At 59.0% G+C, this 17,601-nt stretch carries 19 protein-coding genes (1 of these 19 running past the window's edge); 7 read left to right on the forward strand and 12 right to left on the reverse strand.

Annotated features, from left to right (window positions below):
- Positions 1–40: 40 nt before the first annotated feature.
- On the reverse strand, positions 41–766 hold the full coding sequence (chvI, locus tag NYR50_RS12880; protein ID WP_111808000.1) for a two-component system response regulator ChvI: 726 nt from the start codon (positions 764–766) through the stop codon (positions 41–43).
- A 338-nt stretch (positions 767–1,104) separates the two neighbouring features.
- Between chvI and NYR50_RS12885 the strand changes: the two genes are divergently transcribed.
- A complete protein-coding gene (locus NYR50_RS12885; RefSeq protein ID WP_418136201.1) occupies positions 1,105–2,715 on the forward strand; it encodes a phosphoenolpyruvate carboxykinase in 1,611 nt (536 codons plus the stop codon).
- 127 nt (positions 2,716–2,842) lie between these two features.
- A complete protein-coding gene (gene arfB / locus NYR50_RS12890) occupies positions 2,843–3,277 on the forward strand; it encodes an alternative ribosome rescue aminoacyl-tRNA hydrolase ArfB (RefSeq protein WP_418136202.1) in 435 nt (144 codons plus the stop codon).
- Between the two features lie 19 nt (positions 3,278–3,296).
- Here arfB and coaA read toward each other — a convergent pair whose 3' ends face one another.
- From coaA to hisB, 7 genes are read right to left on the reverse strand one after another with little or no spacing between them, the layout of a single operon-like run.
- Positions 3,297–4,298: a type I pantothenate kinase gene (gene coaA / locus NYR50_RS12895; RefSeq protein WP_006311109.1), complete on the reverse strand. Its 1,002-nt coding sequence runs from the start codon at positions 4,296–4,298 to the stop codon at positions 3,297–3,299.
- Positions 4,295–4,618: a phosphoribosyl-ATP diphosphatase gene (locus tag NYR50_RS12900; protein WP_006311110.1), complete on the reverse strand. Its 324-nt coding sequence runs from the start codon at positions 4,616–4,618 to the stop codon at positions 4,295–4,297. The genes coaA and NYR50_RS12900 overlap by 4 nt, the downstream gene beginning before the upstream one ends.
- A 15-nt stretch (positions 4,619–4,633) precedes the next feature.
- Positions 4,634–5,410, reverse strand: coding sequence for an imidazole glycerol phosphate synthase subunit HisF (hisF, locus tag NYR50_RS12905; RefSeq protein WP_418136203.1), 777 nt, complete (start codon positions 5,408–5,410; stop codon positions 4,634–4,636).
- Positions 5,407–6,150 carry a 1-(5-phosphoribosyl)-5-[(5-phosphoribosylamino)methylideneamino]imidazole-4-carboxamide isomerase gene (hisA, locus tag NYR50_RS12910; protein WP_418136204.1) on the reverse strand — a complete coding sequence of 248 codons (744 nt, stop codon included), beginning with the start codon at positions 6,148–6,150 and terminating at the stop codon, positions 5,407–5,409. The genes hisF and hisA overlap by 4 nt, the downstream gene beginning before the upstream one ends.
- 1 nt (position 6,151) lies before the next feature.
- On the reverse strand, positions 6,152–6,802 hold the full coding sequence (hisH, locus tag NYR50_RS12915; protein WP_418136205.1) for an imidazole glycerol phosphate synthase subunit HisH: 651 nt from the start codon (positions 6,800–6,802) through the stop codon (positions 6,152–6,154).
- 1 nt (position 6,803) lies between these two features.
- Positions 6,804–7,298 carry a DUF2628 domain-containing protein gene (locus NYR50_RS12920; protein WP_418136206.1) on the reverse strand — a complete coding sequence of 165 codons (495 nt, stop codon included), beginning with the start codon at positions 7,296–7,298 and terminating at the stop codon, positions 6,804–6,806.
- A gap of 22 nt (positions 7,299–7,320) precedes the next feature.
- Positions 7,321–7,917, reverse strand: a complete 597-nt coding sequence (hisB, locus tag NYR50_RS12925) for an imidazoleglycerol-phosphate dehydratase HisB (RefSeq protein ID WP_174009562.1) — start codon at positions 7,915–7,917, stop codon at positions 7,321–7,323.
- A 200-nt stretch (positions 7,918–8,117) separates the two neighbouring features.
- Between hisB and hslV the strand changes: the two genes are divergently transcribed.
- From hslV to NYR50_RS12945, 4 genes are all read left to right on the forward strand, one after another.
- Positions 8,118–8,642 (forward strand): ATP-dependent protease subunit HslV, encoded by a 525-nt coding sequence (hslV, locus tag NYR50_RS12930; protein ID WP_003521197.1) that lies wholly within the window; start codon positions 8,118–8,120, stop codon positions 8,640–8,642.
- Positions 8,643–8,728: 86 nt separating this feature from the next.
- Positions 8,729–10,036: an ATP-dependent protease ATPase subunit HslU gene (gene hslU, locus NYR50_RS12935; protein WP_418136207.1), complete on the forward strand. Its 1,308-nt coding sequence runs from the start codon at positions 8,729–8,731 to the stop codon at positions 10,034–10,036.
- A gap of 194 nt (positions 10,037–10,230) precedes the next feature.
- Positions 10,231–11,196, forward strand: a complete 966-nt coding sequence (locus NYR50_RS12940) for a DUF1402 family protein (protein WP_418136208.1) — start codon at positions 10,231–10,233, stop codon at positions 11,194–11,196.
- A 120-nt stretch (positions 11,197–11,316) separates the two neighbouring features.
- On the forward strand, positions 11,317–13,485 hold the full coding sequence (locus NYR50_RS12945; protein WP_418136209.1) for a malate synthase G: 2,169 nt from the start codon (positions 11,317–11,319) through the stop codon (positions 13,483–13,485).
- Positions 13,486–13,663: 178 nt separating this feature from the next.
- Here the strand turns inward: NYR50_RS12945 and NYR50_RS12950 are convergent, their stop codons facing one another.
- Positions 13,664–14,377 carry a L,D-transpeptidase gene (locus NYR50_RS12950; protein ID WP_418136210.1) on the reverse strand — a complete coding sequence of 238 codons (714 nt, stop codon included), beginning with the start codon at positions 14,375–14,377 and terminating at the stop codon, positions 13,664–13,666.
- Positions 14,378–14,560: 183 nt separating this feature from the next.
- On the opposite strand from NYR50_RS12950, the gene NYR50_RS12955 reads away from it, so the two are divergent.
- Complete coding sequence (locus tag NYR50_RS12955; RefSeq protein WP_418136211.1) at positions 14,561–15,046, forward strand: MmcB family DNA repair protein; 486 nt, start codon at positions 14,561–14,563, stop codon at positions 15,044–15,046.
- 60 nt (positions 15,047–15,106) lie between these two features.
- Here NYR50_RS12955 and NYR50_RS12960 read toward each other — a convergent pair whose 3' ends face one another.
- The 3 genes from NYR50_RS12960 to hrpB form a co-directional block, all read right to left on the reverse strand.
- On the reverse strand, positions 15,107–15,694 hold the full coding sequence (locus NYR50_RS12960) for an ActR/PrrA/RegA family redox response regulator transcription factor (protein WP_418136212.1): 588 nt from the start codon (positions 15,692–15,694) through the stop codon (positions 15,107–15,109).
- Between the two features lie 73 nt (positions 15,695–15,767).
- The gene (gene actS / locus NYR50_RS12965; protein ID WP_080812245.1) at positions 15,768–17,075 is read right to left on the reverse strand and encodes a two-component system sensor histidine kinase ActS; all 1,308 of its coding nucleotides are present in this window, start codon (positions 17,073–17,075) and stop codon (positions 15,768–15,770) included.
- A 29-nt stretch (positions 17,076–17,104) separates the two neighbouring features.
- Positions 17,105–17,601 carry the 3' end of an ATP-dependent helicase HrpB gene (hrpB, locus tag NYR50_RS12970; RefSeq protein ID WP_418136213.1) on the reverse strand. The gene runs 1,990 nt beyond the window's last position, so 497 of the gene's 2,487 nt are visible here — the last part of the coding sequence; the start codon falls outside the window, past its right edge; its stop codon occupies positions 17,105–17,107.

Raw genomic sequence — 17,601 nt, forward strand, 5'->3', positions numbered from 1 at the left:
CGCCCGGTTCGGGCGGTCCCTTCTGCTTGAGTCGGCCTCTTTAAGCCGCTTCGCGGAAGCGATATCCTACGCCATAAAGCGTTTCAATCATATCGAAGTCGCCATCGACCAGTTTGAACTTCTTGCGAAGACGCTTGATGTGACTGTCGATGGTGCGGTCGTCCACGTAGACCTGTTCGTCATAGGCGGCGTCCATCAGCGCGTCGCGGCTTTTCACCACGCCCGGCCGCTGTGCAAGCGAATGCAGGATAAGGAATTCGGTGACGGTGAGCGTGACCGGTTCGCCCTTCCAGGTGCAGGTGTGGCGTTCCTGGTCCATGGCGAGCTGCCCACGCTCCAGCGTGCGCGCCTGCTGGTCCGCGGTCGGCTTCAGCGTGCTGCCGGTTGCGGCGGACGCCTCACGGCTGCTGGCGCGGCGCAGGATGGCCTTGACGCGCTCCACCAGAAGGCGTTGCGAAAACGGCTTTGTGATGAAATCGTCAGCACCCATCTTCAGGCCGAACAATTCGTCGATCTCCTCATCCTTCGAGGTGAGGAAGATAACGGGAATATCCGATTTCTGGCGAAGGCGTCGCAAAAGCTCCATGCCGTCCATGCGGGGCATCTTAATATCGAAAATGGCGAGCTGCGGCGGACGGGCGATCAACCCGTCAAGCGCGGAGGCGCCGTCCGTATACGTTTCGACCCGGTAGCCTTCGGCTTCGAGCGCGATCGATACCGAAGTGAGAATATTCCGGTCGTCGTCGACAAGCGCGATCGTCTGCATGTAGTTGGTCTCCATCGTCATTTTCTCGTAACTCCCGACATCCACCCAGCCAGGTTGCGCGCCGCGAGCCACTCTCTTGAGTATAAAGGTGGAACAAATTGTGGCAAAGGAAAACTCGCCCTGAAATCGCTGGGGTGCGGCGAGAGGATTTCGTAAAAACGCTGCGGCTGGATTTTAATGCGTCTTCAACCGATTTAAAAAGAAATAAAATCTTTTAAATCGATTAATATATTGAAATCACTAAGTTTTTTAAAGTCAGGCTCTTGCGTTTCCAAAAGCTGCCACGTATTTTCCGTGAAAATTTCAACGGCCTTATCGTCATTTACAAGGAACGCGTCATGAACGAGCTTGGGGTTCATAATCCTGCCAATGGAGTTGCGGAACTCGGACTGGGCGAGGCCTCCCGCGTCTTTTATAACCTCAATGAGAGCGAATTATACGAACACGCTATCCGCAATGGCGAAGCCGAACTGACCATCGACGGCGCGCTGCGTGCCGTCACCGGCCAGCATACGGGCCGCTCGCCGAAGGACAAATTCGTCGTTCGTGATGCTTCCACGGAAAACACAATCTGGTGGGACAACAACAAGCCGCTGTCGCCGGAAAATTTCGAGCTGCTGCGTCAGGATATGCTGGCCCATGCCGCCGGCAAGACGCTTTACGTGCAGGACCTGATCGGCGGCGCCGATGAGGAAAATGCGTTGCCGACCCGCGTCGTCACCGAGCTTGCCTGGCATTCTCTGTTCATCCGCAATCTGCTGATCCGGCCGAAGCGGGAGACGCTTTCGGGCTTCAGCCAGAAGCTCACCATCATCAACCTGCCAAGCTTCAAGGCTGATCCGGCCCGTCACGGCGTTCGCACGGAAACGGTCATTGCCTGCGATCTGACCAAGGGCCTCGTGCTCATCGGCGGTACGTCCTATGCCGGTGAAAACAAGAAGTCGGTTTTCACGGTGCTGAACTACCTGCTGCCGGCCAAGGGCGTGATGCCGATGCATTGCTCGGCCAATGTCGGTCCTGAGGGTGATTCCGCCGTGTTCTTCGGCCTCTCCGGCACCGGCAAGACCACGCTCTCCGCCGACCCGGCGCGCACGCTGATCGGCGATGACGAACATGGCTGGGGCGAACACGGCATCTTCAATTTCGAAGGCGGCTGCTACGCCAAGGCGATCAAGCTTTCGTCCGAGGCCGAGCCGGAAATCTACGCCGCGACCAATCGTTTCGGCACGGTTCTCGAAAACGTCGTGCTGGATGAAAGCCGGGTTCCCGATTTCAACGACAATTCGCTGACGGAAAACACCCGCAGCGCCTATCCGCTGCACTTCATTCCGAACGCATCGGAAACGGGCATTGCCGGCCATCCGAAGACGATTATCATGCTGACGGCGGATGCCTTCGGCGTGCTGCCGCCGATCGCGCGTCTGACGCCGGAACAGGCCATGTACCACTTCCTCTCCGGTTACACCGCCAAGGTTGCCGGCACGGAAAAGGGCGTGACCGAGCCGGAAGCGACATTCTCGACCTGCTTCGGCGCACCCTTCATGCCGCGCCACCCGGCGGAATACGGCAACCTGCTGCGTGAGCTGATCGGCAAGCACGGCGTCGATTGCTGGCTGGTCAACACTGGCTGGACCGGCGGCGCCTATGGCATCGGCAAGCGTATGCCCATCAAGGCAACGCGCGCGCTGCTGACCGCCGCACTTACCGGCGACCTGAAGAACTCGCAATTCCATACCGATGCGAATTTCGGTTTCGCCGTGCCGCTGTCGCTCGACGGCGTCGATGGTGCGATCCTTGATCCGCGTTCCACCTGGGCCGATGGCGCAGCTTACGACGCGCAGGCGAAGAAGCTGGTGTCGATGTTCGTTTCGAACTTCACCAAGTTCGAAGATCACGTCGACAGCAAGGTTCGCGATGCAGCCCCGGGCCTTCTGCTCGCGGCTGAATGAATAAAGTCTCATTCGTGAGGAGGAGGGAACCCGGCCCAGTGTCGGGTTTCTTTTTGCCGGGTTCTTTCATTTTGTCCGCTGTTTTCATTTTTTGTGTTCTGTGGCATCACCGGCGCGGAGAAAGATCATGGCCAGCGACCCGCTTCACATCAGCAACCGTATCACCATCGCCGGCTGGGAGCTGACGGAGCAATTCGTGCTGGCCGGCGGACCGGGCGGCCAGAACGTCAACAAGGTCTCGACGGCGGTTCAGCTGTTTTTCGATATTGCCAATTCACCGTCCCTCTCGGATCGGGTGAAGGTCAATGCCCTCAGGCTTGGCGGTCGGCGTGTTTCGAAAGAGGGTGTGCTGATGATCGAGGCTAGCCGGTTTCGAAGTCAGGAGCGTAATCGTGAAGATGCGCGCGAGCGGCTGAAGGAGCTGATCCTGGAAGCTGCCGCCCCGCCGCCGCCGGTGCGCAAGGCCACCAAACCCACCAAGGGATCTGTCGAGCGCCGCCTCAAGGCAAAATCCGGTCGTTCCGATATCAAGAAAATGCGCGGCAAACCCTCGGGCGATTGACCCGCAAGCACCCAGTTTGTCAGAGCTTTCGCAGCGCCACCGTATCGATCAGGTGGTTCTCTCCTTTGCGCAGAATAAGATCGGCACGCGGGCGCGTCGGTACGATGTTCTGGCGCAGGTTCTTCAGGTTGATGTTCTGCCAGAGCCCTTCGGCAATGCTGAGCGCCGCCTCTTCGCTGATCGACGCATAACGGTTGAAGAATGAGTTCGGGTCGCGGAAGGCGGTCTGTCTCAGGTTCATGAACCGGTTCACATACCAGTTGTGAATGAAATCCTCATCGGCATCGATATAGATCGAGAAATCGAAGAAGTCGGAAACGATCGGCACGATGCGCCCGCCCGCTGGAAGGTCACGGGATTGCAGTACGTTGATGCCTTCGAAGATCAGGATATCCGGCTGGTCGATGACGGTGAATTCGTTCGGCAACACGTCATAGGTCAGGTGCGAATAACGCGGAGCCTTTACATTTGGCTGGCCCGCCTTGATCGCCGAAAGAAAACGCAGCAGCGCGCCGATATCGTAGCTTTCCGGAAAGCCCTTGCGCTCCATCAGGTTTTCGCGCCGCAGCACCTCGTTCGGGTAAAGAAACCCGTCGGTGGTGATGAGATCGACCTTGGGGCTGGAAGGCCAGCGGGCCAGAAGCTCTTTCAGGATACGCGCTGTCGTCGATTTGCCAACGGCCACCGATCCGGCAATGCCGATGACGAAGGGCGTCTTGTTGACATTCCCCATATTCAAAAAGCGGTTGCGCTGTTCGAAAAGCAGCTGCGACGCTTCCACATGCGATGAAAGGAGGCGCGACAGCGACAGGTAAATGCGCCGCACTTCATCCAGATCGATGGGGTCATCCAGCGATCGCAGCCTCTTCACCTCATCGGCGGAAAGCGTCAGTGGCGTGTCAGCGCGGAATTTGGCCCATTCTTCGGAACTGAAGAAGTGATAGGGCGAATATTCGTCCGCACGAAAATGATCGAGTGTGCCTGGCATGCCCCTCTCCCCGCTGCCTGCCTCGATCTTCATGGTGTCGGCCTCGCCGCCTTTTCCGCAAGGCCGGTCTGACCTGTGCGGCGCTCCAACTCGGCAAAAACATCGCTCAAGGGAATGTCGGCGATCTTCAGCACCACCAGCAGATGGTAAAGCAGGTCGGCTGCTTCGTTTTTAAGCCCGTCGCGATCCTGTGCGATGGCAGCGATGACGGCTTCAACCGCTTCTTCGCCCAGCTTCTTTGCTGCGCGCTCCTGGCCGGCAGCAACCAGCTTGGCCGTCCAGGATTCATCAGGGGATGCAGCGGCACGCTTCGCGACGATGCGTTCCAGATCGGAAAGGGAAAATGCGCTCATGGGATGTTCCTGCAATCAGTCGAGACGCATGGCAATGCCATGTTCGGCCATGTAGCTCTTGGCTTCGCCGATCGAATAGGTGCCGAAGTGGAAGATGGAAGCGGCAAGCACTGCCGTCGCGTGGCCATCGCGAACACCTGCCACCAGATCATCAAGCGTACCAACGCCGCCCGAGGCGATGACGGGCACGCGAACCTGATCGGCAATGCTGCGTGTCAGGCCGATATCATAACCGCTCTTGGTGCCGTCGCGGTCCATCGAGGTGACAAGCAATTCGCCGGCACCCCGTTCGACCATCTTGATGGCGAATTCCACGGCATCGATGCCAGTTGGCTGGCGTCCGCCATGGGTGAAGATTTCCCAGCGGCCAGCTTCGCTATCTTCGGAAACCCGCTTGGCGTCGATGGAAACGACGATGCACTGGTTGCCGAATTTGTCGGCCGCCTGTGCAACGAAGTCGGGATCCTTGACGGCTGCGGAGTTGATCGAGACCTTGTCGGCGCCGCACAGAAGCAGCTTGCGAATATCCGCGACGCTGCGAACCCCGCCACCGACCGTTACCGGCATGAAGCAATGGTCCGCAGTGCGCGAGACGACATCGAAGATGGTGTCGCGATTGTCCGAGGACGCGGTGATGTCGAGGAAGCAGAGTTCATCCGCTCCGGCCGCATCATAGGCTTTTGCTGCCTCGACCGGGTCGCCGGCATCGATCAGGTCGACGAAGTTCACACCCTTGACGACACGGCCGTCTTTCACGTCGAGGCAGGGAATAATGCGGGCTTTGAGGGTCATGCACGTACCTCCTTCGCGGCCTTGATGAGGCCAAGCGCTTCGGTGGGGTCGATACGCCCGTCGTAAAGCGCACGGCCTGAAATCGCACCCTCGAGCTTTGCGGCATCCGGCTGCAGCATGCGCTTGATATCATCGATGGAGGCAAGGCCGCCGGAAGCGATGACGGGGATCGCCACGGCATCCGCCAGTTCCAGCGTTGAGGCCCAGTTGATGCCGGCCAGAATGCCGTCGCGATCGATATCGGTATAGATGATGGCGGCGACACCGGCACCTTCGAAACGTTTGGCCAGTTCGATGACACCGAGTTCGGAGGCTTCCGCCCAGCCTTCCACGGCAACCTTACCGCCTTTGGCGTCGATGCCGACGGCGACCTGGCCGGGAAAACGCTTGCAGGCTTCGATAACCAGCACCGGATGGCGCACTGCCACGGTGCCGAGAATGACGCGGGCAAGCCCGCGGCTGAGCCAAGCCTCGATATGGTCGAGTGTGCGAATACCGCCGCCCAGCTGCACCGGGTTTTTCGTGGATTTCAAAATGGCATCAACCGCTGCACCATTGACTGTCTCACCGGCAAAAGCGCCGTTGAGATCAACGACATGCAGCCACTCAAATCCCTGGTCCTCGAAGGCCTTCGCCTGCGCACCGGGGTCCTCGTTATAGACGGTTGCCTGGTCCATATCGCCGAGTTTCAGGCGAACGCACTCACCGTCTTTGAGATCGATTGCGGGAAAAAGGATCATGTTAGGGCTTCCAGCGCAGGAAATTGGAAATCAGGGCGAGGCCGAGCGTCTGGCTTTTTTCCGGGTGGAACTGCGCGCCCGCCATGTTGTCGCGGCCGACGAAAGCCGTCATCGCGCCACCATAATTGGTGGTGGCGATGACGTCAGTCGAATGCTTGGCCGCCAGATGATAGGAATGCACGAAATAGGCGTGCAGGCCATCCGCGCCGGTCTTGATGCCGTCGAACAACGGGTGCGCGTGGCGAATTTCCAGCGTGTTCCAGCCGATCTGCGGGATTTTAAGAGTGGGATCGGACGGCGTCATTTCCACGACGTCACCTTCGATCCAGCCGAGCCCGGTGCTGACGGTCTTTTCCAGCCCGCGTGAGGACATCAGCTGCATGCCGACACATATGCCGAGGAAGGGATGGGCTTTTTTCTCCACGGCTTCAATGAGCGCCTCATGCATGCCGGGAACGGCAACGAGGCCGGCACGGCAATCCGCATAGGCGCCGACACCCGGCAGCACGATGCGGTCCGCCGAAGCGACGTGATCCGGCTTGTCGGTCAGATCGATGGTTGCGTCGATGCCAGCCTCGCGGGCGGCACGCTCGAAAGCTTTGGTGGCCGAACGCAGATTGCCCGAACCGTAGTCGATAATCGCGACACGCATGTCAGCGCCTTCCATTCAAGTCGAAAAGAAACGATCCGGCGGGATCGTTGATGAAGTTTTTGCCGCCGCTCTTTTGCGGAGAAGTGGTCCAGACCGGCTGGGACAACTGTTCCGCCTTATCGGTGTTTTCGGAGAGAGTGGAGAAATATATGTCTTCCGCGCTCGAAAGATCAGGGGCGGAAACGACTGAGGTCAGGGTCCAGCCTTTGCGGATCAGGTGCCGGACGAGAAAATTGCGTCCCTCCAGCGCCGTGATAAGCCCGGCGGCGAAACCAAGGAGAATGCCGACAGGTTCGAATCCGGCTAACATTGAGATTTGCCCGGCCACAAGCGTGACAATGACAACGACAGCCGTCGCCAGCCACAGCCGGTTGACGGCAAGCCATAACCAGGGCGCAATCAGTGCCAGCCAGACGAAACGGTCTGCAATGAAGCGGGTCGTCTTATGGTCCCTGTCCGGCCCGTTGGGGGCTTCCAGAACGAGATAGCTTGTCATGGGCTTCCTGACAGCTTTGGCGTCAGGCCAGCATACCCTTGGTCGAGGGAACGCGGCCTGCCTGCCGGGGGTCGATCTCGGTTGCCGTGCGAAGAACGCGGGCAACGGCCTTGAAACATGTTTCGGCGATATGATGGTTGTTGGCGCCGTAATGGTTCAGGATATGCAGCGTAATGCCGGCATTCTGGGCGAGCGCCTGAAAGAACTCGCGCACCAGTTCGGTATCGAAGGTGCCGATCTTCGGCGCGGAGAAATTAACGTTCCACACAAGGAACGGCCTGCCGGAAATATCGACGGCAGCCTTGGTCATCGTTTCGTCCATGGCCAGATCGAGCGAGGCGTAACGGGTAATGCCACGCCGGTCGCCCAGCGCCTTGGCAATTGCCTGGCCGATGGCGATGCCGGTATCTTCCACGGTGTGGTGGTCATCGATATGCAGGTCACCCTGAACTTCGATGTCCATGTCTACAAGCGAATGGCGGCTGAGCTGGTCCAGCATATGGTCGAAAAATCCCACGCCGGTGGAAATTTTCGATTTGCCGGTGCCGTCGATATCCACGCGGACCGAAACCGAGGTTTCGTTGGTCTTGCGGATAATCTCGCCTTTACGTTCTGCCATTTTGGCCGCTCCGTGAAAATGTTGCCGTTCCTTATCAGCACGGGACACAAATATCCAGTTGTTCCATCGTCTTGCGTGACGCGCCGAAAACGGTGCGTCGCCCCGAAGATTGCAATCGTGAAAAGCAAACTTACATAGAGCCGCAGAGGGCCGTGTCCCGGCCCGTTAACCCCAGGCCCGTCAGGGCAGACAGGTGTTTGATGACAACAATTATTACAGTCAGGAAGGGCGGCAAGGTCGTCATGGCTGGCGACGGGCAGGTAAGCCTTGGCCAGACGGTCATGAAAGGCAATGCCCGCAAGGTTCGCCGTATCGGCAAGGGTGAGGTGATTGCCGGTTTTGCCGGTGCGACGGCGGATGCCTTCACGCTGCTCGACCGTCTCGAAAAGAAGCTTGAGCAATATCCCGGCCAGTTGATGCGTGCAGCCGTCGAGCTTGCGAAAGACTGGCGCACGGACAAATATCTGCGCAATCTCGAAGCGATGATGCTGGTGGCCGATAAATCGACCACGCTTGCCATCACCGGTAATGGGGATGTGTTGGAACCGGAACATGGCGCAATCGCCATCGGCTCCGGCGGCAATTATGCCTTCGCCGCCGCCCGCGCCATGATGGACACGGACAAGTCGGCCGAAGAGGTAGCGCGCCAGTCGCTCGATATCGCCGCCGATATCTGCGTTTATACCAACCATAATCTCGTCGTTGAAACGCTCGACGCCGAATAAGCGAATTGCTCACCCCGTTTCTCACCCAAGGGTCCTGTGGGCCGGGCCGGAATGGCCGGCCGGAGCAGGAAAGCCGAGAGGATAGAATGACCACTTTTTCTCCCCGGGAGATCGTCTCGGAACTCGACCGCCACATCATCGGCCAGCATGATGCGAAACGTGCGGTCGCGATTGCACTGCGCAACCGCTGGCGCCGCCAGCAGCTTGATGAGAGCCTGCGCGACGAAGTCATGCCAAAAAACATTCTGATGATCGGGCCGACCGGTGTCGGCAAGACGGAGATTTCCCGCCGCCTCGCCAAGCTGGCCGGCGCGCCTTTCATCAAGGTCGAGGCCACCAAATTCACCGAAGTCGGTTATGTCGGCCGCGATGTCGAGCAGATCATCCGCGATCTGGTGGAGATCGGTATCGGTCTCGTGCGCGAAAAGAAGCGCGCCGAAGTCCAGGCCAAAGCGCATCAGAGCGCCGAAGAGCGCGTGCTTGACGCACTGCTGGGCGCAACGGCATCGCCGGGCACCCGTGAGAACTTCCGCAAGAAGCTGCGCGATGGCGAACTGGACGACAAGGAAATCGATATCGAGGTGGCGGATAGCGGCCCGGGCATGCCCGGTTTCGAAATTCCCGGCATGCCGGGCGCCAATATCGGCGTGCTGAACCTGTCGGAAATGTTCGGCAAGGCCATGGGCGGACGCACCAAGAAGGTGCGCACCACGGTCTCGAAATCCTATACCGATCTTGTCCGCGACGAATCCGACAAGCTGCTGGACAATGAAATGATCCAGCGCGAGGCGGTAAAGTCGGTGGAAAATGACGGCATCGTCTTCCTCGACGAGATCGACAAGATCGCGGCCCGCGATGGCGGCATGGGCGCCGGCGTGTCCCGCGAAGGCGTGCAGCGTGACCTGCTTCCACTGGTCGAAGGCACGACGGTTTCGACGAAATATGGCCCTGTCAAAACCGACCATGTTCTCTTCATCGCATCGGGCGCGTTCCATGTGGCGAAGCCGTCGGATCTTCTGCCGGAGCTTCAGGGTCGCCTGCCGATCCGCGTCGAATTGAAGCCACTGACCAAGGAGGATTTCCGCCGTATCCTCACCGAGACGGAAGCAAGCCTCATCCGCCAGTACAAGGCGCTGATGGCAACGGAAGAACTTGATCTCGATTTCACCGATGACGCCATCGATGCGCTGGCTGATGTCGCCGTTCATCTCAACTCGTCGGTCGAAAACATCGGTGCGCGCCGCTTGCAGACCGTGATGGAGCGCGTTCTCGACGAAATTTCATTCAACGCACCGGATCGTGGTGGCTCCGCTGTCAAGATCGATCAGGAATACGTCAAAAAACATGTCGGCGATCTCGCCGCCGATACGGATTTGTCGCGTTACATTCTCTGAAGACTTCAGGGACAACGAAAGAAGAGTGCGGCCATATTTGCCGCACTCTTTTATTTTATCTGCCTCATCTCGCATTCAGCCCGCATTTTGTTTATGGGAAGGGCTGCATTCCGGTTGGAACCGCTTTCGTGGAATGATCCGGTTTTCCCGCTTGTCATGCCGGTATTGGCCGGCTCGAGAAAAGGCAGTCGCTCGTGCGCAAAACTCTTCTGGCATTTGCCGTGGCTCTGGCGGTTTCCGCCGTTTCGTCTTCTGATGTCGAGGCCGCGACGGTTGTTCCACCGGGCAATCGCAATGCCGAACAGCCGGGTGTTCCCGGCGCTTCCGCTCGCAGAACCAAGGCGTCCAACAGCTCTTTCGAACGCAAATATCAGAAGGTGATCGACCTTTTGTCCTCCGACAAGGCGCTGATCGCCAAGATCAAGTCGACCGCCGGACGCTACGGCATCGATCCAATCCATATGGTCGGCGCGATCGTCGGCGAACACACCTATAATGTCGATGCCTATGACCGGCTGCAGTCTTATTACGTCAAGGCGGCCTCTTATGCCGGCAGCAGCTTCCGCTTCGGCTACAAGGATGAGACGATTGCGCAGTTTCTGACGCATGCGCAATTTTCCAAATGCCAGGCGAAGAAGGATTCCTACAGCCTCTGGAACTGCCGCGAAGATGTCTGGGACGACAGCTTCCGTGGTAAGACTGTCGACGGCGTGGCCTATCCGAACAACCGTTTCAGCGCCGTTTTCTTCCAGCCCTTTTATGCCGGCCAGACCTTCGGCCTCGGCCAGATCAACCCGCTGACGGCGCTGATGCTGTCCGACATGGTGTCGAGAACCTCCGGTTACGAAAAGCTGGATGAAAACGATGCCACTGCCGTCTATACGGCGATCATGGATCCAGACCGTTCGCTCGCCTTCATGGCAGCCTCCATCCGCAAGTCGATCGACGACTACCGATCGATTGCCGATATGGATATTTCCAAAAATCCTGGTGTGACCTCCACGCTTTATAATGTCGGCGGCTCGCAGCAGCGCGCGGCGGCTCTTGCCCAGAAGAACCGCCAGCGCGCCGCAGGCGGCGAGCAGCCCCTGTTGCCGGAAGAAAATTATTACGGCTGGCTGGTGAATGACCGCATCAAGGATCTGCAGGCGCTTTTGTAGAAAAAGACGATTATCGGCCATATTGTTTCCAAAACGGAAATAATATTTGGCTGCCTGCCGCAATTGACGAGCGACCGCCTCAGCGTCCAATCTGTGCCTTCAGAATATAAGGAGGCGCATGTGAGCCGCACGGATAAATTCGGTCTTTCCATTGACGACAGGCTATATGCCTTTTTGACGGACGAGGTGCTTCCGGGCATAGGTCTGGACAGCGAGACCTTCTTTGAAGGTTTCTCGGCCATCGTCCATGAGCTTTCCCCGAAGAACCGTGAGCTGCTCGCCAAGCGCGATGCGCTGCAGGAAAAAATCGACGGCTGGTACCGTGAGAACGGCGCTCCCTCGGATTTCGACGCCTACGAGGCCTTCCTGAAGGAGATCGGCTACCTGCTGCCCGAAGGTCCCGGATTCAAGGTCGAAACCAATAATGTCGACCCGGAAATTGCCGTCGTCGCCGGTCCGCAGCTCGTTGTTCCCGTCATGAATGCGCGTTATGCGCTGAACGCCGCCAATGCCCGCTGGGGTTCGCTTTATGATGCGCTCTACGGCACGGACGCCATTTCCGATGCCGACGGTGCGGAAAAGGGCAGGGGTTACAATCCGAAGCGTGGCGACAAGGTCATCGCCTGGGCGCGCAACTTCCTTGATGAATCCGCCCCGCTCGAGACAGGAAGCTGGTCCGACGTCACAGGCTTCAATATCGTTGACGGCCTGTTGCAGCTTGCCATCGGTGCTGCCACGACTGGCCTCAAGGATGCAGCCCAATTCAAGGGTTTCAGCGGTGAAGCGGCAAAGCCCGCCACGATCCTGCTCGGGAAGAATGGTCTGCACACGGAAATCGTCATCGATCCCTCGACCGAAATCGGCAAGGCCGACAGAGCAGGTATTTCTGACGTCATTCTCGAATCGGCGCTGACGACCATCATGGATTGCGAAGATTCGGTCGCTGCCGTCGATGCCGAAGACAAGGTGCTGGTCTATTGTAACTGGCTCGGCCTGATGCGCGGCGATCTGACGGAAGCCGTCTCCAAGGGCGGCAACACCTTCACCCGCCGCCTCAACCCGGATCGTTATTATACCGCTCCCAATGGTTCCGCGCTCACGCTGCCGGGGCGTTCCCTCATGCTGGTGCGCAATGTCGGTCATCTCATGACCAATCCGGCCATCCTCGACAGAGATGGCCGCGAGGTGCCGGAAGGCATCATGGATGCCGTCGTCACGGCGCTGATCGCGCTTTACGATGTCGGCCCGTCCGGACGACGCCAGAATTCCCGCGCCGGCTCCATGTATGTCGTCAAGCCGAAGATGCACGGACCGGAAGAGGTTGCTTTCGCCAACGAGATATTCGCCCGCGTAGAGAACCTCGTCGGCATGGCGGCGAACACCATGAAAATGGGCATCATGGATGAGGAGCGCCGCACCACCGTCAACCTCAAGGAAAGCATTCGCGCGGCGAAGGATCGCGTAGTCTTCATCAATACCGGCTTCCTCGATCGCACCGGCGACGAAATCCATACCTCGATGGAAGCGGGCCCGATGATCCGCAAGGGCGACATGAAACAGGCCGCATGGATCGCGGCTTATGAAAACTGGAACGTCGATATCGGCCTCGAATGCGGTCTTTCCGGCCACGCCCAGATCGGCAAGGGCATGTGGGCCATGCCGGATCTGATGGCGGCCATGCTGGAGCAGAAGATCGCGCATCCGAAAGCTGGCGCCAATACCGCCTGGGTGCCGTCGCCGACGGCGGCGACGCTGCACGCCACGCATTACCACAAGGTCGATGTTGCAGCCGTTCAGGAAGGCCTGAAAAACCGTCGTCGCGCAAAGCTTTCGGATATCCTGTCGGTGCCGGTCGCACCGCGTCCCAACTGGACGCCGGAGGAAATCCAGCGCGAGCTTGATAATAACGCCCAGGGCATTCTCGGTTATGTCGTGCGCTGGGTCGATCAGGGCGTCGGCTGCTCCAAGGTGCCTGACATCAACAATGTCGGCCTGATGGAGGACCGCGCCACGCTGCGCATTTCCGCGCAGCACATGGCGAACTGGCTGCGCCACGGCGTGGTGACTGAGGCCCAGATCATCGAGACCATGAAGCGCATGGCCGCCGTCGTGGACACGCAGAATGCCGGCGATCCGGCCTATCTGCCGATGGCATCGGATTTCGATGGATCGGTGGCTTTCCAGGCTGCTGTCGAGCTGGTGCTGAAGGGCCGTGAACAGCCGAACGGCTACACCGAACCGGTTCTGCACCGCCGCCGTCTGGAGCTGAAAGCAAAGCAGGCGGGCTGAAGCGGCCGCCTGGTATTCCCAGTAAAAGTGCGTCGCGCCTTTGCGTCCGGAAATTCTGCAAAAACAAAGGGATAGAGCATTGCAGGTGATCCCGTTTTCGCCGGAAATGCTCTGGCGCTTCCATAAAAAAAGCCGCCGGGAAAATCCTCGGCGGCTTTTTCTTGATCTGGTGTACCCCTTACTGGATCACGACGACCTTGGTGCTGCGGCCGGGGCGCACGCGGCTATAGAGATCGATCACATCCTGGTTGATCATGCGGATGCAGCCGGAAGAGGCAGCGGTGCCGATCGAAGCCCATTCGGGCGAACCATGGATGCGGAACAGCGTATCCTGTCCCTTTTCGTTGAAGAGATACATGGCGCGTGCGCCGAGCGGGTTGGAAAGGCCCGGACCCATGCCCGCCTCGACATATTTCGCCACTTCCGGCTTGCGGTCGGCCATTTCCTTCGGCGGATGCCACATCGGCCATTCCTGCTTCCAGGCCACATAGGCTTCACCGGCCCAGGCAAAACCTGCCTTGCCGACGCCGATGCCGTAACGCACAGCGCGGTTACCGGACATGATATAATAGAGGTAACGATCGCGCGTATTGACGATGATGGTGCCGGGACGCTCGGATGTCTGGAACTCGACGATCTGGCGGCGGTACTTCTCATTCACGCGATTGATCGGAATGGCCGGCAGCGCATAACCCGCATCGGTCACGGGACCGTAGGCATCGTTGAAAATCTGGACCGTTTCGACCTTCGCCGGAACAGGGTCAGCAACCGGTACTGACGCCGCGATCTTGCCGGAGGTCGGAGCGGAGGATTGGGAAGTCGTCTCGGCGCAGCCGGCCAGTGCCAGTGCTGCCGTCAGACCGAGTAGGGTCAATGGGGTGCGGATGCGCATGTCGTTCTCGCGGAAAATTCGCCAAATTGTGCGAAGGAGTAGGCTTAATTGGATAAATCGGTTATTTTCCATTAAGTCGCACTTGGCAAGCCATTGTGCAGCCGCGAAACGGCAACGCCTTTAAAATTGCCGGTTGATTGCCTTTTTGCAACAATAGGCCAAACGCTTCAGCAGCCTTTATCCATGACTATTCTTTCCTTTACCAACAATAATCCGTTAATCGACGGCCGCCAGTCGGACAAGGCGATGCTTGTGCGTCGCGGCGTACAGGTGCTGTTGCATGAGATGCGCCATTCGGTTCTGCCGGAACTGCCGCTTGCGAGCGGACGTAGAGCCGATCTCATCAGCCTGTCGGCCAAGGGTGAAATCTGGATCATCGAAATCAAATCCTCGATCGAGGATTTCCGTATCGATCGCAAATGGCCGGACTATCGCCTGCATTGCGACCGGCTGTTTTTCGCCACTCATCCGGAAGTTCCGACCGACATATTCCCTGAGGAATGCGGGCTGATCCTCTCGGATGGCTATGGCGCCCATATGCTGCGCGATGCGCCGGAGCACAGATTGCCGCCGGCGACCCGCAAATCGGTAATGCTGGATTTTTCAAGAACCGCTGCAACCCGGCTTATGTTGGCCGAATGGACGACCGGGCGCAGCTTCGGGGAATAGCGGTCGGTTCCAGCCCATTATCCGGACGTAAAACCGCTGCGCACTTTTACTGGAAATGCTTCACTTCGGAGCGCGTTTCGCGAGAATGCGCTGCAGGGTGCGCCGATGCATATTGAGCCGACGCGCCGTTTCCGAAACATTGCGCTCACACATTTCATAAACCCGCTGAATATGCTCCCAGCGCACGCGGTCTGCCGACATCGGGTTTTCGGGAACCTCGGTCTTTTCACCCTTGCGCTGTGTCAGGGCATTAAAGACATCGTCCGCATCGGCGGGTTTGGCCAAATAGTCCAGCGCACCGAGCTTCACGGCGGTCACGGCCGTGGCAATATTGCCGTAGCCGGTCAAAACGACGATCTGTGTATCGTCCCGGTTCTGCCTGATGGCTTCGATCACTTCCAGCCCGTTGCCGTCATCAAGTCTGAGATCGACAACCGCATATTTCGGCGGCGCGGCCTTGGAGCGGGCAATGCCCTCGCTCACCGTCTCGGCAGTATCGACGGCAAAGCCGCGTGTTTCCATGGCCCGGGCAAGCCGGCGCAGAAACGGGCCGTCATCGTCGACGATCAGCAGCGATCTGTCGGGTCCGATCGGATCGATATCGTCCACCGGTTCGCTGGTGGCTGGGGTCTGGTCTTCAATCTTCATGTTTCCGGCCTTCCGGCAACTTCATCGGCTTGATTTTCTTCTTCTTATCGCCGCTTCAACGTGGATGGTAAAGTCAACGGCTTCTTTTATCGTCCATCAGCGCCCGAGGCCAGACGATTGTGACCCGCGCCCCGCTTTTGCTTGATGCGCGATTTTCAAAGGTAACAGCCGCGCCGGAACGCTCCAGCAAGGTCTTGGCGATGAAAAGCCCAAGGCCAAGCCCGCCGGCGCGCGTATCATTGTGACGTTCGGTCACATAGGGCTCGCCGATACGGGCAAGCACGTCATGGGCATAACCCGGCCCGTCATCCTCTATGATGACGGCGACGTTCTGGGCATCGTGATCCACCGTCACGGTCACCTTCTCGCGCGCATAGTCCACGGCATTTTCGATGAGGTTGCCCAGCCCGTAGATAATGCCGGCGTTGCGGATACCGACCGGCTCCTCGGCACGGCCAGTCTTTTCCACCAGTTCCAGGCGAATGCCGAACTCGCGATGAGGCGCCATCACCTCCTCGATCAGCGAGGAAAGCGGCAGGCGGCTCATATGCTCCTCATCATCAGTGGAAAGCGAAGTGAGCCGGCGCAGAATATCGCGGCATCTTTCGCTCTGGCTGCGCAGCAGCGCTATGTCTTCGCCGTATTTCTCATCATGCCCCAGTTCCCGTTCCATTTCCTTGGCAACGACGCTGATTGTCGCAAGCGGCGTACCGAGCTCATGCGCCGCAGCCGCAGCCAGCCCGTCGAGCTGGGAAAGGTGTTTTTCCCGCTCCAGCACCAGCTCCGTTGCCGCCAGCGCATCAGCCAGCTGATTGGCCTCATGTGAAACGCGGTACGCATAGAAGGCCGCAAACGAGGTTGTGGCGATGATCGCAACCCAGGTGCCGACATGCAGCAGAAGCTGGATCGGCAAAACCTCGTCGGGGTACCAGGGAACAGGAAAAGGCGAAAAGGCGATCGCCGTGGAGCAGATGACGGCAAAGCCGAGCAGGATGAGCGAGTGCCGAAGCGGCTGCGAGGCGAAGGCGATGATGACCTGCACGCAGATCAGCGGCGCGAAGGGATTGGAAAGTCCACCGGTGATATAGATTAGCGCCGTCAGTTGCAGCAGGTCGAAGGCCAGCAGCAATGTCGCTTCCCAGGGCTCCAGACGATAGGTGGAGGGAAAACGGGCGGTGAGAAACAGATTGGCAAGCGCCAGCGCCGCGATGAGAAGTCCGCAGGCGAGAAGCGGCAGGGGGAAATTCAGCGCGAAAGCGACAAACAGGATCGTCGCCGTCTGTCCGGCCACCGCCAGCCAGCGCAGCCAGATGATGGTCTGCAACCTTATCCTGCGGCTGGCGCGGCCAAGCCTCGTGGTTTCGATCGGATGGCCAGCCACCGTCTTCTCCTTTACCCTTTTTATCATGGTCACGTCCCGCGCGGTTTCGCACGGCTGGTCGGTGGGGCCGAGGCCGGATCCTCCGGCCAGGGATGGCGCGGATACCGCCCACGCATATCCGCCCGCACATCCTTCCACGAACCCGTCCAGAAACCGGGAAGATCGCGTGTCGTCTGTATCGGCCTGTGCGCCGGCGAGGTCAATTCCAAGACGAGCGGCAAGCGCCCCTGCGCAATGGCGGGGTGGGCCTTCAGTCCGAAAAGCTCCTGTACGCGAATGGAAAGCGTCGGTTCGCTGGCGTCGTAACGGATGGGGTGCCGCTGACCCGTCGGCGCTTCGAAATGCGTCGGTGCCAACCGGCCGAGATCTCGCGCCACCTCATGCGGCACCAGCGACTGGATACCCTCTGAGAGGCTGCCGGGCCGGATGTCCTGAAGGCTGCGGGCACCGTTCTGAAAAGGAACGAACCATTCCTCCAGCCGTGCAAGCAGCGCCGCATCACTGACGTCAGGCCAGGGTTCGCCGA

Origin of the sequence: Agrobacterium sp. El2ro-1b, assembly GCF_048298475.1 — a bacterium.
GTDB classification, from domain to species: Bacteria; Pseudomonadota; Alphaproteobacteria; order Rhizobiales; family Rhizobiaceae; genus Agrobacterium; species Agrobacterium fabrum.

Bases quoted from the DNA above. Each gene is read 5' to 3' on its own strand.
- NYR50_RS12960 (WP_418136212.1), bottom strand. From the start codon at position 15,694: ATGAAGATTGAAGACCAGACCCCAGCCACCAGCGAACCGGTGGACGAT.
- arfB (WP_418136202.1), top strand. From the start codon at position 2,843: ATGGCCAGCGACCCGCTTCACATCAGCAACCGTATCACCATCGCCGGC.
- hisB (WP_174009562.1), bottom strand. From the start codon at position 7,917: ATGGCAGAACGTAAAGGCGAGATTATCCGCAAGACCAACGAAACCTCG.
- hslV (WP_003521197.1), top strand. From the start codon at position 8,118: ATGACAACAATTATTACAGTCAGGAAGGGCGGCAAGGTCGTCATGGCT.
- NYR50_RS12950 (WP_418136210.1), bottom strand. From the start codon at position 14,377: ATGCGCATCCGCACCCCATTGACCCTACTCGGTCTGACGGCAGCACTG.
- hisA (WP_418136204.1), bottom strand. From the start codon at position 6,150: ATGATCCTTTTTCCCGCAATCGATCTCAAAGACGGTGAGTGCGTTCGC.
- NYR50_RS12885 (WP_418136201.1), top strand. From the start codon at position 1,105: ATGAACGAGCTTGGGGTTCATAATCCTGCCAATGGAGTTGCGGAACTC.
- hisH (WP_418136205.1), bottom strand. From the start codon at position 6,802: ATGCGTGTCGCGATTATCGACTACGGTTCGGGCAATCTGCGTTCGGCC.
- NYR50_RS12955 (WP_418136211.1), top strand. From the start codon at position 14,561: ATGACTATTCTTTCCTTTACCAACAATAATCCGTTAATCGACGGCCGC.
- hslU (WP_418136207.1), top strand. From the start codon at position 8,729: ATGACCACTTTTTCTCCCCGGGAGATCGTCTCGGAACTCGACCGCCAC.
- hisF (WP_418136203.1), bottom strand. From the start codon at position 5,410: ATGACCCTCAAAGCCCGCATTATTCCCTGCCTCGACGTGAAAGACGGC.
- chvI (WP_111808000.1), bottom strand. From the start codon at position 766: ATGCAGACGATCGCGCTTGTCGACGACGACCGGAATATTCTCACTTCG.
- coaA (WP_006311109.1), bottom strand. From the start codon at position 4,298: ATGAAGATCGAGGCAGGCAGCGGGGAGAGGGGCATGCCAGGCACACTC.
- NYR50_RS12920 (WP_418136206.1), bottom strand. From the start codon at position 7,298: ATGACAAGCTATCTCGTTCTGGAAGCCCCCAACGGGCCGGACAGGGAC.
- NYR50_RS12900 (WP_006311110.1), bottom strand. From the start codon at position 4,618: ATGAGCGCATTTTCCCTTTCCGATCTGGAACGCATCGTCGCGAAGCGT.